Source organism: Streptomyces sp. NPDC002680 (assembly GCF_042889145.1).
Taxonomy (GTDB): Bacteria; Actinomycetota; Actinomycetes; order Streptomycetales; family Streptomycetaceae; genus Streptomyces; species Streptomyces adonidis.
Genome location: NZ_JBIAQP010000006.1, coordinates 49,780 through 63,812 on the forward strand (window position 1 = coordinate 49,780; position 14,033 = coordinate 63,812).

At 71.2% G+C, this 14,033-nt stretch carries 13 protein-coding genes; 6 read left to right on the forward strand and 7 right to left on the reverse strand.

Annotated elements, in window-relative coordinates; genetic code table 11:
• The first annotated feature begins 144 nt into the window (after window positions 1–144).
• Window positions 145–1,227: a S1C family serine protease gene (locus ACFYXF_RS17310; protein ID WP_389350435.1), complete on the forward strand. Its 1,083-nt coding sequence runs from the start codon at window positions 145–147 to the stop codon at window positions 1,225–1,227.
• On the opposite strand, the gene ACFYXF_RS17315 is transcribed toward ACFYXF_RS17310, so the two are convergent.
• Window positions 1,224–2,084 (reverse strand): DUF3626 domain-containing protein, encoded by an 861-nt coding sequence (locus ACFYXF_RS17315; RefSeq protein ID WP_389350751.1) that lies wholly within the window; start codon window positions 2,082–2,084, stop codon window positions 1,224–1,226. The two genes, ACFYXF_RS17310 and ACFYXF_RS17315, sit on opposite strands and share 4 nt — an antisense overlap.
• 196 nt (window positions 2,085–2,280) lie before the next feature.
• Here ACFYXF_RS17315 and ACFYXF_RS17320 point away from each other — a divergent pair, with 196 nt between their 5' ends.
• From ACFYXF_RS17320 to ACFYXF_RS17330, 3 genes are all read left to right on the forward strand, one after another.
• Window positions 2,281–3,537: an aromatic acid exporter family protein gene (locus ACFYXF_RS17320; RefSeq protein ID WP_389350436.1), complete on the forward strand. Its 1,257-nt coding sequence runs from the start codon at window positions 2,281–2,283 to the stop codon at window positions 3,535–3,537.
• A 48-nt stretch (window positions 3,538–3,585) separates the two neighbouring features.
• Window positions 3,586–4,623 (forward strand): hypothetical protein, encoded by a 1,038-nt coding sequence (locus tag ACFYXF_RS17325; RefSeq protein ID WP_389350437.1) that lies wholly within the window; start codon window positions 3,586–3,588, stop codon window positions 4,621–4,623.
• 443 nt (window positions 4,624–5,066) lie between these two features.
• On the forward strand, window positions 5,067–6,302 hold the full coding sequence (locus ACFYXF_RS17330; RefSeq protein WP_389350438.1) for a lactonase family protein: 1,236 nt from the start codon (window positions 5,067–5,069) through the stop codon (window positions 6,300–6,302).
• Here ACFYXF_RS17330 and ACFYXF_RS17335 read toward each other — a convergent pair.
• Both ACFYXF_RS17335 and ACFYXF_RS17340 read right to left on the reverse strand, forming a co-directional pair.
• A complete protein-coding gene (locus ACFYXF_RS17335) occupies window positions 6,270–6,995 on the reverse strand; it encodes a DUF2470 domain-containing protein (RefSeq protein ID WP_389350439.1) in 726 nt (241 codons plus the stop codon). The two genes, ACFYXF_RS17330 and ACFYXF_RS17335, sit on opposite strands and share 33 nt — an antisense overlap.
• Before the next feature lie 127 nt (window positions 6,996–7,122).
• On the reverse strand, window positions 7,123–7,731 hold the full coding sequence (locus tag ACFYXF_RS17340; RefSeq protein WP_389350440.1) for a TetR/AcrR family transcriptional regulator: 609 nt from the start codon (window positions 7,729–7,731) through the stop codon (window positions 7,123–7,125).
• A gap of 117 nt (window positions 7,732–7,848) precedes the next feature.
• Between ACFYXF_RS17340 and ACFYXF_RS17345 the strand changes: the two genes are divergently transcribed.
• Entirely contained in the window at window positions 7,849–9,318 is a 1,470-nt protein-coding gene (locus ACFYXF_RS17345; RefSeq protein WP_389350441.1) for a cytochrome P450, read from the forward strand.
• 107 nt (window positions 9,319–9,425) lie between these two features.
• Window positions 9,426–9,626, forward strand: a complete 201-nt coding sequence (locus tag ACFYXF_RS17350) for a DUF5999 family protein (protein WP_389350442.1) — start codon at window positions 9,426–9,428, stop codon at window positions 9,624–9,626.
• An 18-nt stretch (window positions 9,627–9,644) separates the two neighbouring features.
• Here ACFYXF_RS17350 and ACFYXF_RS17355 read toward each other — a convergent pair whose 3' ends face one another.
• The 4 genes from ACFYXF_RS17355 to ACFYXF_RS17370 all read right to left on the reverse strand — a co-directional run bounded on the left by ACFYXF_RS17355 (window position 9,645) and on the right by ACFYXF_RS17370 (window position 14,017).
• On the reverse strand, window positions 9,645–10,949 hold the full coding sequence (locus tag ACFYXF_RS17355) for an alpha/beta fold hydrolase (protein WP_389350443.1): 1,305 nt from the start codon (window positions 10,947–10,949) through the stop codon (window positions 9,645–9,647).
• 112 nt (window positions 10,950–11,061) lie between these two features.
• Window positions 11,062–12,093: a LacI family DNA-binding transcriptional regulator gene (locus ACFYXF_RS17360; protein WP_389350444.1), complete on the reverse strand. Its 1,032-nt coding sequence runs from the start codon at window positions 12,091–12,093 to the stop codon at window positions 11,062–11,064.
• Window positions 12,094–12,185: 92 nt separating this feature from the next.
• Window positions 12,186–13,610, reverse strand: a complete 1,425-nt coding sequence (locus tag ACFYXF_RS17365) for a BNR repeat-containing protein (protein WP_389350445.1) — start codon at window positions 13,608–13,610, stop codon at window positions 12,186–12,188.
• Between the two features lie 86 nt (window positions 13,611–13,696).
• Complete coding sequence (locus tag ACFYXF_RS17370) at window positions 13,697–14,017, reverse strand: L-rhamnose mutarotase (RefSeq protein WP_235472834.1); 321 nt, start codon at window positions 14,015–14,017, stop codon at window positions 13,697–13,699.
• Between the last annotated feature and the right edge of the window lie 16 nt (window positions 14,018–14,033).

Sequence of the window (14,033 nt, forward strand, 5' to 3'; positions counted from 1 at the left end):
AGGAGGGGTGGAACGGGTCGGGAACCGGACCTGTCCGCCGCAGGACAGGCCGGTCATACGGGGATATTCTGGACCTGATAGCGATCATTTCCGGGCCGGGTCCTGGGGTGGGGCGGGCCGCCCGGTGTCGGAGGGCGGCGTCTTATGGGCGTGAAAGCGAAGTCCGCGGTCGCGGGCGCCTCGGCCGTTCTGGTCGCCCTGGGCGGAACGACCGCGGTGGCCGTACCGGCGGACGATCCGTCGCCGCAGGAGATCTTCGAAGAGGCCGCGCCGGCCACGGTGCATGTGATCGGCAACTCGGCGCTCGGCAGCGGTTTCGTCTACGACGCCGATGAGGGGCTCATCCTGACGAACGCTCATGTCGTCGAAGGACAGGGCGCGTTGAAGGTGGTCATCGACGACAAGGAGCCGGTGCCCGTCCGGTTGCTCGGCAGCGACCCCTGTGAGGACCTGGCCGTCGTGAAACTGACGAGCCCTCAGGACGACCTGAAGGAGCTGGAGTTCGGCGACAGCGGTGACGTCAAGGCCGCCGACACCGTGACCGCCCTCGGCTATCCGACGTCCCTCACCGACTACGCCACGCAGAAGCCCGTGTACACGTCCGGCAGCGTGCAGTCGCCGGACGTTCCCGCCGATCTGAGCGTGTCCTATCCCCATCTCCCGGCCACGATCCAGCACTCCGCGACGCTGAACCACGGCAACTCCGGCGGGCCCCTGCTCAACACCGACGGCAAGGTCGTCGGGATCAACACCCTGGGCAACTCGGAGGCGCAGGGCCAGTACTACTCGATCGCCGGCGACCACGCGAAGCCCCTGCTCGACGGGCTGGTGGCGGGCGACCGGAAGAACGACCCCGGGTGGGAACTCGTCTCCCTGGAGGACCCCGCTCTGAGTTCCGCGTACTACTTCCCGGACCTCCAGGACCAGCGGTACGTCCTCGACATGCAGAACCAGCTGCTCGACGAGGGCGTCACCGGTCTGTTCGTGATGAGTACGGCGACCAACTCCGCGGCGGACAAGGCGAAGTTGGAGGAGGGTGACGTGATCACGAGCGTCAAGGACGTGCCGGTGCGTACCGTCGGCGATCTGTGCGACGTCCTGCAGTCCGCCGCACCCGGCGAGAAGCTGCCGCTCGCGGGCATCTACACCTACAACGCCGCCACGCCCAAGTACGCGTTCGGCGAGGCATGGTCCACCGACCTGGCTCTGCCGGGCAAGGGAAGCTAGGTGGAACGGGCGGTGCCCGCCCCCTCCGGGGCGCCGAACCGGGCGAGACAGTGCCAGACCATCTTCAGGTGCTGGAGTTCATGGCGGCCGGTGCGGACCGCGTCCCCGATGATCCGTGGGTCGAGCCGGCCGTCCTCGGCGATCCGGGCGCCGAGTTCGACGTACTCGGGTCCCCGGTAGTCGGCGTGACGGCGCAACTCCCCTACGGTGAGCCGGTATCCGGGGTGCCATTCGAGCGGTACGGGCAGGGTGCGGGCCGCCTTCTCGACCGGGGTGCCGCGATAGCTCGCGTCGAGGACCAGCGCCTCGACGTCCCGGCTGAGCAGGACGGGGCCGTGGATCTGGGCCTCGATGTAGTCGTCGAGCGCGTCCCGCTCGTCCGCCTCGGCGAGGGCGACGAGGGACATCCCGGCGGCGACCCCGAAGTGGGCGGGTTCCGCCGCGCTGTCCGGGTAGCAGAAGGTGGCCCGCGCGAGGGCGGCGCCGGTCAGCCGGAAGTGCGAGGAGCCGAACCTCGGGGCGGCGCCGACGACCTGGCGGCGGAAGTTCAACGCGCCGTACACCGGGCGCTGGTGGGCGGGCGCGGTGTCGTACGTCCCCGCGAACATCCGGCTCTCCCAGCGCCAGCGGTCGCCGCCGGGACGGGCGGTGAGCCCGCCGTTGCTGGTGCCGGTGACGAACTGCGAGCGGTAGACACCGTCCTGGGCCAGCGCCCGCAGCAGGGGCAGTTCGCGGACCGCCCGGTCCGGGTGGAAGTTCAGGGTCACCCGGAGGTCCGGGGGCACGGCGGGGCCGGTGGAGAGGGCTGCGACATGGCGGAGCGCCTTCGCGTGCGGGGAATCGGGGTCGTCGGCCATACGGACCAGGAGATCACCGGACGGCCCGAAGATCCACAACGTAATGGTCAACCCGGTCGACAGAACCTGTGGTCAACGAAGGGAAACATCCCTGATCACGTGAGGAACACCTCCCTCCGCGCCGGACGCACTCGCGGCCTACCGTGAGTACGCTCGGTCCGTTTGTGGGAAGGACGGGAAGGAGGCGTGCGCGCGCATGCGAGTGGTACCCGGTGAGTGGACGGCGTCCGTCGTCCGGTTCGTGGGCAGGCACCGCGAGCCCGTGGTCGTGCAGACGCTGCGGTCGGCGGCCGCCGCGACGATCGCGTACGTCGTCGCGCTCCGCGTCAGCCCCGAGTCCGCGCCGCTCACCGCTCCGCTGACCGCGCTCCTGGTCGTCCAGGTCACCCTCTACGCCACGATCAAGACCGGTATCCGCCGGGTGAACTCCGTGGTCGCCGGGGTCGTCATCGCGATCGGCTTCAGCGTGCTGGTGGGGCTGACCTGGTGGAGCCTGGGACTGATCATCCTGGCCTCGCTGGCGGTCGGGCATCTGGTGCGGGTCAGCGAGTTCGTGCCCGAGGTGGCGATCAGCGCGATGCTGGTGCTGGGCGTCACCAGGGTCGGGGACACTGCCTGGGCACGGGTCCTGGAGACCGTGGTCGGCGCGGTCGTCGGGCTCACCTTCAACCTGTTGCTGGCTCCCCCGGTGTGGGTGGAGGCGGCCGGTGAGTCCATCGAGGATCTGGCGCGCCGCGTACGGCAGTTGATGCTGCGGATGGGCGAGGAAGCCGCGGGCCGCACTCCCGTGGACCACGCGACCGCCCGTCTCCACGAGGCCCGTCGGCTCGACCACGACATCGTCGAGGTGGACGCGGCCCTGCAACAGGCCGAGGACAGCCTGCGCCTCAACCCCCGTGTCCGGGAAGGACTGTTGCACCGGGTCGTCCTGCGCACCGGCCTGGACACGCTGGAGATCTGTACGGTCGTCCTGCGCGTCCTCGCCCGCAGCCTGACCGACCTGGCCAAGGAACGGGACCCCGAACCGCTGTTCGCCCCGGAGACGGGGGCCGCGCTGGAGCGGCTGCTGTCCGAGATCGCCGACGCCGTGGTCAGTTTCGCGGTCCTCGTCACCACCGACGTCAGTGTCAGCGCCGAGTCAGCGGAGACCCGGCTCGCCACCGAACTGCGGGCGGCGACAGCGACCCGCGACAAGCTGGCGCAGCTGCTCCTGGCGGAGATCCAGCAGGACGCGGCGCAGTGGCAACTGCACGGCGCCGTCCTGACCGAGGTCAACCGCATCCTCGACGAGCTGGACACCGAGCACCGCTCCCGGCGGCTCCTGGAGGAACTGGACCGGTGCACCCGGGAGGAGCGGGAGCGGATGCCCCGACTGACCCGGCTGCGGAAGTACCTGAAGCGGGTGCGCGTACCGGGCAGGAACCGGGAGGCCGTGTCACGTCGTTCTATGTGACGAAGTCACACAGAACAACTGAGGACCAGAGGACCAAGGGGGCGGCGCATGGGTGACTCCGGCGTACGGATCGAAGGCAACACCCTGCGGCTGCCGGGCGGTGTGTCCGTACGGTTCGTCCGCACCCTCCGGCTGCCGGAGACGGGCACGCATCCACTGCCGCCCGGGCTCGGCGAGTTCCCGGTGCGCCGGGTCGCCGACTACCCCGACACCGTGCCGGAGGCCTGGCGGGCGCGCGGCGGTGTGCTGCTGCCGGTGTATCTGCGCGAAGCGATGTGGCTGAGTTTCGCGGGCACCACGGAGCCCGCCGCGTTGCAGGTGGGCGTGGGCAAGGTGTGCGCGGTGTCGGGCGAGCCGTGGAGCGACCGGCTGTCGCGGAAGCCGCAGAACTACGTGGTGCTGCCGCGCCAGCCCTGGCTGGACGGCATCAACTCCGGCAAGGGCACGGTTCGCCAGTTCGTGGCGGTGCCGCTCGGGCTGGGCGCGACCGTCGAGGGCCAGGTCACGGGCGAGGAGGTGTGGGGCGGCGTACAGCTCCAGTCGTTCCCGTTGTCCGACGCGGAACTGGCGAAGTGGCGGGAGGAGGAGCGTCGGCGGGCGGAGCGGGCGGCGACCGTCCGGAACCGGGGTTACGGCGGGACCGTACCGATGGCGCCCATGGCGATGGCTGCCCCGCCGGCGCCGGGCGGGGCGGCGGGGCCGCAGCGGTCGGGGGCGGCGATGGGGCTGGGGGTCGGCGGCTCGATGCGCCAGGAGGTCTACCGGGACGACCGGCCGCTCAAGGCGTGGGCCGAGCGCCCCGCCGGCCGCGTGTTCGTGCACCTGGTGACGCCGCCCGAGTGGCGCCGCATCACGGGCGAGGCCCCGCCTCCGTCTCCCGTGGACCGCGCGGCCTACACCCGGGCCGGCCTGCCCTGGTTCGACTACTTCGACCAGGACGCCGAGGATCTCGCTCCCACGGACCCCCTGACGGCCGTAAAGCCGGTCGGCGACTGGCTCGGCGACGACCACGAGCCGTGGCAGGAGCCGTCGCCCGGACAGGTGAAGCCGCTGGCAGGGAAGCCGGTGGAGGACGGCGACTGGTAGCTGTTCTCGCCCCCGCCGCCCCTACCCGTCCCATCCTTCTGGGGGCTGCGCCCCCAGACCCCCGCTGTCGGCCTGAACGGCCTCGTCCTCAAACGCCGGACGGGCTAAAAAACAAGCCCCGGCAGGCGTCCGAGGACAACCACGCTCAGCCCACCCCTTTTCCCCCGCCCACCCGCACCCGCCGCACTTCAGCACCGGCCGGGGCCACCCTCCAGCCCGTCCGGCGTTTGAGGACGAGCGCGTCCAGCGCGAAAGGGGGGTCTGGGGGCGCAGCCCCCAGAAGGATGGGACGGGTAGGGGCGGCGGGGGCGAGAAAGACCCGCGGCGCCCGTTGCAGCCCATGCAACGCCCATTGCTCCTCTTGCACACCACAGGTGATCCACGTCAGAGTTGCTGTCACGGCCGACAGACGGCCGCGGCGACCGAGACCCGGGGTGCAGGCAATGAGCGGTGGTACGGAACCGGCGCGAGGTGCGCGCGGCGGCTGGAGCAGGCGCCGGTTCGTGGGCGCGGCGGCAGGCACCGCCGCGGCCGCGTCCGTCCCGGCGAGAGCGATGGCGGCCACCCCGGTGGAACCCGCCACCACACCGGAATCACCCGCACCGGAACCATCCACATCGGCAGCCTCTCGACCGACCGCTCCCCGCCCCCTCTTCCTCGGCACCTACACCTCCGTCGAGAACGGCGGCACCGGCATCGGCCTGGCCACCTACGACCCGGAATCGGGGCGGATCACCGGCGCCGGAACCGTCACCGGCGTGGGCGACCCGTCGTACCTCGCCGTGCACCCCGACCGCCGCACCCTGTACGCGGTGAACGAGCGCGAGGCCGGCGGCGTGACCGCGATCCGGCTCGGCGGCGAGGGCGATCGGCACCAGGTGCTCGGCACGCGGAGCACCGGCGGCGCGGGGCCGTGTCATCTGTCCGTGCATCCGAGCGGACGGTGGCTGCTCAGCGCCAACTACGGCTCCGGCAGCGTGGCGGTGCACCCCATCGACGCCTCGGGCGCACTGGGCGAGCGCACCGATCTCGTCATGCACTCCAGTCCGGCGCCGGGGCCGGGTCAACAGGGCCCGCACGCGCACCAGTTCGTCACCAGCCCCGACGGCGGCCATGTCCTGGCGGTCGATCTGGGCACGGACACGGTCTACACGTACCGCCTGGACCTCGCGCGCGGCACGCTCACCGAGGTCTCGCGCGATCAGACCCGGCCGGGCGCGGGTCCGCGCGATCTCGCCTTCCACCCCGGTGGCCGGTACGCGTATCTCGCCAACGAGGTCGACAACACGGTCGCGGTCTGCGCCTACTCCCCCGCCACCGGGCGACTGTCCATCGGGGAGGCGCAGTCCACGGGGACCGGTTCGGGCACGAGTTACCCGGCCCAGTTCGTGGTGTCCCCGGACGGGCGGTTCGCGTATCTGGCGAACCGCGGGCACAACAGCCTGACGCGGTACGCCGTGGAGGCGGACGGCGCCCGTCTCCGGCTCCTCGACACGGTGCCGGTCGGCGGTGACTTCCCGCGCCAGATCGCCCTCTCGCCGCGCGGGAACCTGCTGTTCGCGGCGAACCAGCGGTCGGGCACGGTCAGCGTCTTCCGCGTCGACCGTACGAGCGGTGAACTGCGGCTCGTGGGCGAGCCGTTCGCGTCACCGGTCGTCGTCTGTGCGCTGCCGCTGTAGCGCGCGGGGGCAGGAGGCAGCGCTGGCCTGGGTGAGGAGGATGTGCATGCGCTCGGTGAGCTGCGCGACGGTGTCGGCGGGCCGGTGGAACGCCAGCCGTACGTCGCCGTGGGCGCGGGCCCGCTCGATGCGCAGGGTGAGTCCGTGCCGGTCGACGGCGAGCGGCTGGACCTTGACGGCCCCGTGCAGGCTCTCCGGCTCGACGAGGCGCGTGAGACGCTCGACGGCGTCGCCGTGACAGTCGGCGAGGTGGGTCAGCAGGCCGGCCTCGGCCGTGGCCAGCGGGTCGGGCTCGGCGGCGGCGAAGTCGTCGAGGTCGACGACGGTGGCACCGGACGTCTGGCGCAGCACCACCCGCGTCGGCCGGAACGCCAGCTGCTCGCCCTCGACGGAGAACCAGCCGGCCATCCACAGCCGGGCGCGGATCCGGTTGCGCACGGGGACGGGCGAGACGTCGGCGAACTCCAGCACGGCCGAGGGCTCGCCGCGCGGGGCGCAGACGGCGGCGGCGAGCAGCGTGCTGTCCGCCGGCACGTCCAGGATCACCCGGCCGTCCTCGCCGACGGTGTGCGCGCCGACGAACTCCTCGCGCCCGCCGTCCGCGGTCACCGCACAGGACCACGCGGCCGCGAGCACCGAGCGCGCGCGTTCCGCCGCCGCGGGCGCGGCCGTCCAGGTCGGACTGTCACCCATCCCAAACCTCCTTAGGTAAGCCTTGCCTAACCTATCGAAGATCTGGGCGCACGCCAACCACCTCCCGTGATCCTGTGCGATTCCTGTACCGCGACCCGGCCGCGAATCGGCGGCACTCAGGGGGCGTTCAGAGCGCGAGGGTGCCCAACAGCGCCCGCGCGCACAACTCCCGCACCTGCTCGCGGGACAGGTCCGAGCCGCGCAGCCACTCCAGACAGACAGCGGTCGTGAACGCCAGCCAGCCACGGACGGCGAGGCGCAGTTCGGGCCGTTCCTCGGCCAGTCTCCCGAACTCCGGGTCGGCCGCGAGCGCTTCGAGGATCTGCCGCTCCTGCGTGGCCAACGCCCGCTGATAGACCTTGCGTACGGCCTGGTCGCCGGACGCGTCGGCACGGTGGAAGGCGCGATAGCCGTGCGCGTGCTCCTCGACGTACGCGAGGAACGCGTCGAGGTTGGCGTCCAGTTGCTCGCGTGCGGGGACGCCCGGGACAGCGGCCGTCATCCGCATCATGCGCTCGCTCTCGCGCTCCACGACCGCCGCGAAGAAGTCCCGCTTGGTCGGGAAGTAGTGGTAGAGCAGCCCGCGCGAGACTCCGGCGATCTCGGCGACCTGCTCGATCCACACCTCGTCGTACGGACTCTCCGAGAACAGGCGCGCGCCGACCGACAGGAGCTGCTCCCGGCGCTCGCCGGTGCTCAACCGACGGCGTGTGCGCTCCCCTTCTTTCGCGGCCATGTCCGCACTTTACTCGACGCTACTTGACGTCGGTTCAACAGCGGGACCAGACTGAAACCGTTATTGAATCCACGTACAACAGGTTCAACACGCCGTAGGATCAAGGGAGATGGCGTCATGACCGAGACGGCGACCCGGACCGATTCACCCGGGGGATTCCGCAGTGCCGAGCTGGGCTGGCCGGAGCTGCACCGCATTCCGCGTCCGCCGCGCCGGATACCGCTGCTCGGCGATCTGATCGGCGTCAGCCCCCGCACTCCCCTCCAGGACTCGATGCGCGTCGGGCAGCGGCTGGGGCCGATCTTCCGGCGCAAGGCGTTCGGCAAGGAGATCGTGTTCGTGTGGGGCGCGGATCTCACCGCCGATCTCGCGGACGAGTCGCGCTTCGCCAAGCATGTGGGCCTCGGGGTGGCCAACCTTCGCCCGATCGCCGGGGACGGCCTGTTCACGGCGTACAACCACGAGTCCAACTGGCAGCTGGCGCACGATGTCCTCGCCCCCGGTTTCAGCCGTGAGGCGATGGCCGGCTACCACCCGATGATGCTGGCCGTGGCCGAGCGGCTCACCGACCACTGGGACCGGCAGCTGACGGCGGGCCGCGCGGTGGACGTGCCCGGTGACATGACGAAGCTGACTCTGGAGACGATCGCCCGCACCGGCTTCGGGCACGACTTCGGCTCGTTCGAACGCGACCGCCCGCACCCCTTCGTGACGGCGATGGTCGGCACGCTCAACCACGCGCAGTACCTGAACGTCGTCCCCGCGCCGCTCGCCCCGCTGCTGCTGCGCCGGGCCACCCGCCGCAACGAGGCGTCCATGGCGTATCTGAACCGCACGGTCGACGACCTCGTACGGGCCCGCCGGGCGTCCGACGGCGACGGCACCGGCGATCTGCTCGACCGGATGCTCGACACCGCCCACCCGGAGACCGGTGAACGCCTCGCGCCGGAGAACGTGCGCCGGCAGGTCCTCACCTTCCTCATCGCGGGCCACGAGACGACGTCCGGCGCGCTCTCCTTCGCCCTGCACTACCTCTCCCAGCACCCGGAGGCCGCCGCCCGCGCCCGCGCCGAGGTGGACCGCGTCTGGGGCGGGGCGGCCGTCCCCGGCTACGACCAGGTCGCCAAGCTGCGGTACGTCCGCCGGGTGCTGGACGAGTCGCTGCGGCTGTGGCCGACGGCTCCCGGCTTCTCCCGCGAGGCCCGGCACGACACGGTGCTCGGCGGTGAGCATCCGATGCGCGAGGGCGCCTGGACACTGGTCCTCGCCCCGCTGCTGCACCGCGACCCGGCCGTCTGGGGCGCCGACGCCGACCGGTTCGACCCGGACCGCTTCGACGCGGCGGCCGTACGCGCCCGCCCCGCCCACGCGTTCAAGCCCTGGGGCACCGGGGCCCGGGCGTGCATCGGCCGCCAGTTCGCGCTGCACGAGGCGACACTCGTCCTCGGCCTGCTGCTGCGCCGCTACGACCTGAAGCCCGACCCGGACTACCGGCTGCGGGTGACGGAACGGCTGACGGTGATGCCGGAGGGGCTGCGGCTGCACCTCGAACGCCGGTCCCCGGGCGAGGAGTTGGCGGCTGCCTGAGCAGAAACCTCACAGATGAATTTCCCGGCGTGTCGGGGTCTCCACATACAGAGGAAAACAACCTCCGCTCTACTACTGAGGCAGACCCCTGACACACGGGAGAGACCATGTGCACCCACCAGCCTCCGTGCCCGTCCGTCGACAGCCCGGACCACGACGCGGCGGTCATCGTCGCGGCCCACCCGGAGCAGGGCTGGAACCTGCTCTGCAACGGCACGATCGTGTTCGACGACACCGGTGAACTCCTGCCGGACGGCCGGGCGGTGGGCCCGCTGCGCGCCGTCGGTCACCTGGCCGTCGCCGCCTGACTCACCGGCTGCCGGTGCTCACACCTCGTCCCGGGTCAGGGCCAGCAGCCGGTCGAGCACCCTGGGGCCGCCCATCCGCACTCCGTCGTGCTCGAACTCGTCGGTCACCCAGGTCCGCAGCCCCCGGATCGCCCGCGCGGTCTCCAGGGCGTGGCCCGTGTCGACGTACATGTCGTCGTGGTAGACGGCCGCGGCGACCGGGACCTCGTTGACGGCGAGGCGCGAACGGTCGTACAGGGGCTGCCAGTTCGTGTGGGCGGCGAGGAGTCCGGCGGTCTCGCGCAGGGGGCGCAGAGCCGGGTCGACGTCGAACAGCCAGGGGTGGACCGACTCGCCGGTGAAGAGCAACGGGCTGTCGTCCGCGAGGGACTTGCCCGCGTCGAACTGCGGGAACTCGGCGCGCACCCGCTCGGCGGACCAGTCGGTGGGGCGCGAGTCCTGGCCGTAGCAGGCCTCGTGGACGAGGGCGTACAGCGGATGTCCGGCGTACGACAGGAGACCCTGGACCTCCTCCAGGAACGCGTCGGAGAGGGCCGTGCCGTCGGGGGTGCGGACGAAGGCGTCCTCCAGGAGGTAGTGCAGCCGGTGACTGCCCTCGCCGCCGCCGAGCAGGATGCCCAGGGACTGGAATGCCTCGACGGTCAGGCGGTAGCCGTTCGGGAGGAGCGGCTCGTGGCCGCTGACGTATTCGGCGATGCGTCTCGCGCGTTCCACGTCCTGGGGGTAACGCGCGTAGTGCGCGGCGACCTTGCGTTCGATACGGGGGTAGGCGGCCCGGTAGACGTCGTCCGCGTGTCCGTCGAGGGACGGGAGGCCGCCGGTGATCAGGGCGGCGGCCAGGCCCTCGGGCGCCGTCGACAGATAGTGCACCGCGCAGAAGCCGCCGAAACTCTGGCCGAGGACGGTCCAGGGGGCGCCGCCGGTGACCTCCGGGCGGATCGCCTCGCAGTCCCGGACGATCGAGTCCGCGCGGAAGCGGGTCAGATAGGCGGCCTGTTCGGCGGGGCCGCCGCGCAGCGGGAGCGTCTGACGGTTGGCGGGGGTGGAGGCGCCGGTGCCGCGCTGGTCGAGCAGGAGGACACGGAACTCCTCCAGGGCCCGGCCGAGCCAGGCCGCCTGGCCGACGAAACGATTCGCCCCGAAGCCAGGACCGCCCTGGAGATAGAGCAGCCAGGGCAGGTCGTCCCGGTTCGCCTCGCCGCTCGCGACGACCTCACGGGCGTACAGCTCGATGGTCTCGCCCCCGGGATCGTCGTGGTCCAGGGGCACGGTGAAGCGGCGGTCGGTGAGGACTACGCCGGGCTGGCGGTAACTGACGGTCAACGGTGCTCCCGAGACGGTTGGATTCCAGGCCGCCCCAGTTCAGCACATGTTCGCGGCCCTGCCGAGCCCCTGGATCATGACAACGTACTGAACGCGGGATCAGTTCCGGACATCAGCGGGCCGACAGGCTGGAGCGGCGGACCACCAGTTCCGGCTGGAGGACGACCCTGCGGTGGGCGTGCCTGCTAGGCCCGGTCTCGGCGTCCGCCTCGGTCTCCTCCAGGAGGAGTTCGGCGGCCAGGGCGCCCATGGTGACGGCGGGCTGGCGTACGGAGGTCAGCGGGACGGCCGCGGCGGCGGCGAACTCGATGTCGTCGTAGCCGACGATCGCGAGGTCGTCCGGGACGCCGACCCCGGCCGCGTACATGGCCTGGAGGACGCCGAGGGCGAGCAGGTCGTTGGCGCAGAAGACGGCTGTCGGGCGCTCGGCGAGGCCCAGCAGGCGGGCGCCCGCGTCCCGGCCCGCTGCCACGTCGAGGCGTTCGGTGGGCAGCTCGCGCAGGGCCGAGGGGCTGAGGCCGGCCTCGGCGAGCGCGTTCAGGGCGCCCGTGCGGCGGTCGCGGACCTGGTTGAAGCCGGGCGGACCGCTGACGTACGCGATGGAGCGATGGCCGGCGTCGATGAGATGGCGGACGGCCAGGGCGCCGCCCGCGACGTCGTCCACGGAGACCGAGCACTCGGTGGTGCCCTCGGCGACCCGGTCGACCAGCACGAACGGGATGCCGTGCCGGCGGAAGGAGGCGATGTTGCGGCCGGTCGCGTCGGCCGGGGTGAGCAGCACTCCGCGTACCCGTTGCTCGGCGAAGAGCGACAGGTAGTCGGCCTCCTCGCCGGCGCTCTGCGCGCTGTTGCAGACCATCACACCGAGCCCGGCGTCACGCGCGGCCCGCTCGGCGCCGCGTGCCACGTCGACGAAGAAGGGGTTGCCCATGTCGAGGACGAGCAGCCCCATGATGCGGCTGCGCCCGGCGCGCAGCTGACGCGCGGACTCGCTGCGGACGTAGCCGAGACGGTCGATCGCGGACAGCACCCGGGCCCGGGTCTCGGTGGCGACCGAGTCCGGACGGTTGATGACGTTCGAGACCGTGCCGACGGAGACTCCGGCTGCACGGGCGACGTCCTTGATACCCACCGGCTGGGCCATCGGGCGGGGACCTCCAGGGAAACGAACGGTGGCGGGCAGGCCCTTACATTAACCGCGGCCTGCCCGACCCTTGTTAATCCGGCCTAATCCGGTCACGCGGGAAGGCTGAAGTCGACGACATGGAGCGCGGACGGGGTCGTACCGCTCGACTTCTCCTGGTAGAGGACGGACAGGACGTTGTCCTGGGCGATCCGCGTCTCGTCGACGACGACCTCACCGAAGGCGTTGAGCGTGCTGCCGTCGTAGAGGATCGCCCAGTCGGTGTACCCGGAGGACTTCGAGGCGCCGGCTATCCGCCCGAAGGGGAAGATCGCGTAGGCGTTGTCGTACTTGTCGAGGACCAGCTTGGTGCGCTGGCTGGAGTTGAGCGGGAACGGGATCTCGGTCTTCTGCCAGGTGCCGGCGGAGTTCTTGCGGACGTGGAAGGCGCGGCCGTTGGCGGTGCGGTTGGTGACGTAGTTGGTGGTGCACTGGCCGAAGCGTCCGGGGACGTAGCTGATGATCGCGTGCGGCAGTCCGGCCGAGTCGGTGAACTGGCTCTCCTGGTTCATCAGGGAGTGGTCCGGGTTGAGGGAGTCGACGACGAGCCCGCTGTCCGTCACGGCGACCTTGTCGGTGCCGCCGGTGGTGCCGACGGCGGTGCCCGCGTTGTTGCGCCAGGTGCGGCCCCGGTCGTCGGAGTAGACGTAGCCGGTGTCGTGGTTGGTGATGCCGCCGCTGTTGCACATCACGGCGCCGTTCTGCTCGCGCCAGGTGAAGAACGAGTGCAGCCGGCCGTTCCTGTCGTAGTCGATGCCGTGCAGGTACATGTTGCGGACCGTCGACGAGCCGTGCTCGCTGGTGTACGTGCCGGTGGAGCTGGTCCACTCGCCGAGCGCCGTCCAGGTCGAACCGTCGTACTCGGCAAGGGCGTTGCGGCCGTTCCCGGAGATGCCGACGCGGTAGCTGAGCTGGAGTTTGCCCTCGGGCGTGGAGACGAACTGGGGGTACGTGAACTGGGTGGTGAGCGCGAGTCCGTCGAGCGTCGACTGGGGTGAGCCGAAGCGGGCGGCGGTCCAGCTGAGGCCGGAGGGGTTGTCCATGAGCCCGGCGACCGACTTGACGTAGGTGAATCCGTCGCTGTGCGAGTCCATGTTGAGGTGGAGGCGGCCGTCGGCCTTGGAGACGCCCATGGAGATGACGTTGTGGGAGTCGCTGGCCTTGAGGGTGTGCCCCACCTGGACCGTCGACCAGGTGCTGCCGCCGAGGACGCGGCGGGCGACGACGGCGTTCTTGTCGGCGGTGTACCAGACGGCGTACTGGTAGCCCTTGTAGGTCAACAGGCCGTTCTTCTGGAACGAGTTGTTGTTGACCAGGCCGTCGTAGGAGACGAAGAAGACCGCCTGGGAGTCGAGCGTGGTGTTGCCGGTCTGGGTGACCGACGGGCCGGGGTCGGCGGCACGGGCAGTGCCGACGGCGAAGGCGGGGGTCACCACGGCACCGGCGAGCGCGGCGCCCAGCAACGTACGTCTGTTCATCTCGGGAGACTCCATTGTCGTGCGAGGTGAGAGGAGCGGGGTGAGTCGAGCGGGGAGTGGGGAACTCGGGGAGCGGAACGGAGTGTTCAGGCGAGGTGGAACACCTCGGTGAGGGGCTTCATGGCCTCGTCGGGGCGGGCGCCGTCCAGCGACTCGAAGAACGGCGCCATCTCCGCCTGCCAACGGGCGTTGACCTCTGCGGCCTCCATGCCGGCCTGGGCGGCGGCGAAGTCCTCGGTCTCCAAGTAGCCGACCAGCAGGCCGTCTTCGCGCAGGAAGAGCGAGTAGTTGTGCCAGCCGGTGGCCGAGAGCGCGTCGAGCATCTCGGGCCACACGGCGGCGTGCCGCTCGCGGTACTCGTCGAGGCGGTCCGCCCGGACCTTCAGCAGAAAGCACACACGCTGCATCAACAGCCCCCAGGGA

Excerpts from the sequence above, each read along its gene's own strand:
- ACFYXF_RS17350 (WP_389350442.1), top strand. The coding sequence starts at position 9,426 with ATGTGCACCCACCAGCCTCCGTGCCCGTCCGTCGACAGCCCGGACCAC.
- ACFYXF_RS17345 (WP_389350441.1), top strand. The coding sequence starts at position 7,849 with ATGACCGAGACGGCGACCCGGACCGATTCACCCGGGGGATTCCGCAGT.
- ACFYXF_RS17310 (WP_389350435.1), top strand. The coding sequence starts at position 145 with ATGGGCGTGAAAGCGAAGTCCGCGGTCGCGGGCGCCTCGGCCGTTCTG.
- ACFYXF_RS17360 (WP_389350444.1), bottom strand. The coding sequence starts at position 12,093 with ATGGCCCAGCCGGTGGGTATCAAGGACGTCGCCCGTGCAGCCGGAGTC.
- ACFYXF_RS17365 (WP_389350445.1), bottom strand. The coding sequence starts at position 13,610 with ATGAACAGACGTACGTTGCTGGGCGCCGCGCTCGCCGGTGCCGTGGTG.
- ACFYXF_RS17315 (WP_389350751.1), bottom strand. The coding sequence starts at position 2,084 with ATGGCCGACGACCCCGATTCCCCGCACGCGAAGGCGCTCCGCCATGTC.
- ACFYXF_RS17320 (WP_389350436.1), top strand. The coding sequence starts at position 2,281 with ATGCGAGTGGTACCCGGTGAGTGGACGGCGTCCGTCGTCCGGTTCGTG.
- ACFYXF_RS17370 (WP_235472834.1), bottom strand. The coding sequence starts at position 14,017 with ATGCAGCGTGTGTGCTTTCTGCTGAAGGTCCGGGCGGACCGCCTCGAC.
- ACFYXF_RS17325 (WP_389350437.1), top strand. The coding sequence starts at position 3,586 with ATGGGTGACTCCGGCGTACGGATCGAAGGCAACACCCTGCGGCTGCCG.
- ACFYXF_RS17335 (WP_389350439.1), bottom strand. The coding sequence starts at position 6,995 with ATGGGTGACAGTCCGACCTGGACGGCCGCGCCCGCGGCGGCGGAACGC.
- ACFYXF_RS17330 (WP_389350438.1), top strand. The coding sequence starts at position 5,067 with ATGAGCGGTGGTACGGAACCGGCGCGAGGTGCGCGCGGCGGCTGGAGC.
- ACFYXF_RS17340 (WP_389350440.1), bottom strand. The coding sequence starts at position 7,731 with ATGGCCGCGAAAGAAGGGGAGCGCACACGCCGTCGGTTGAGCACCGGC.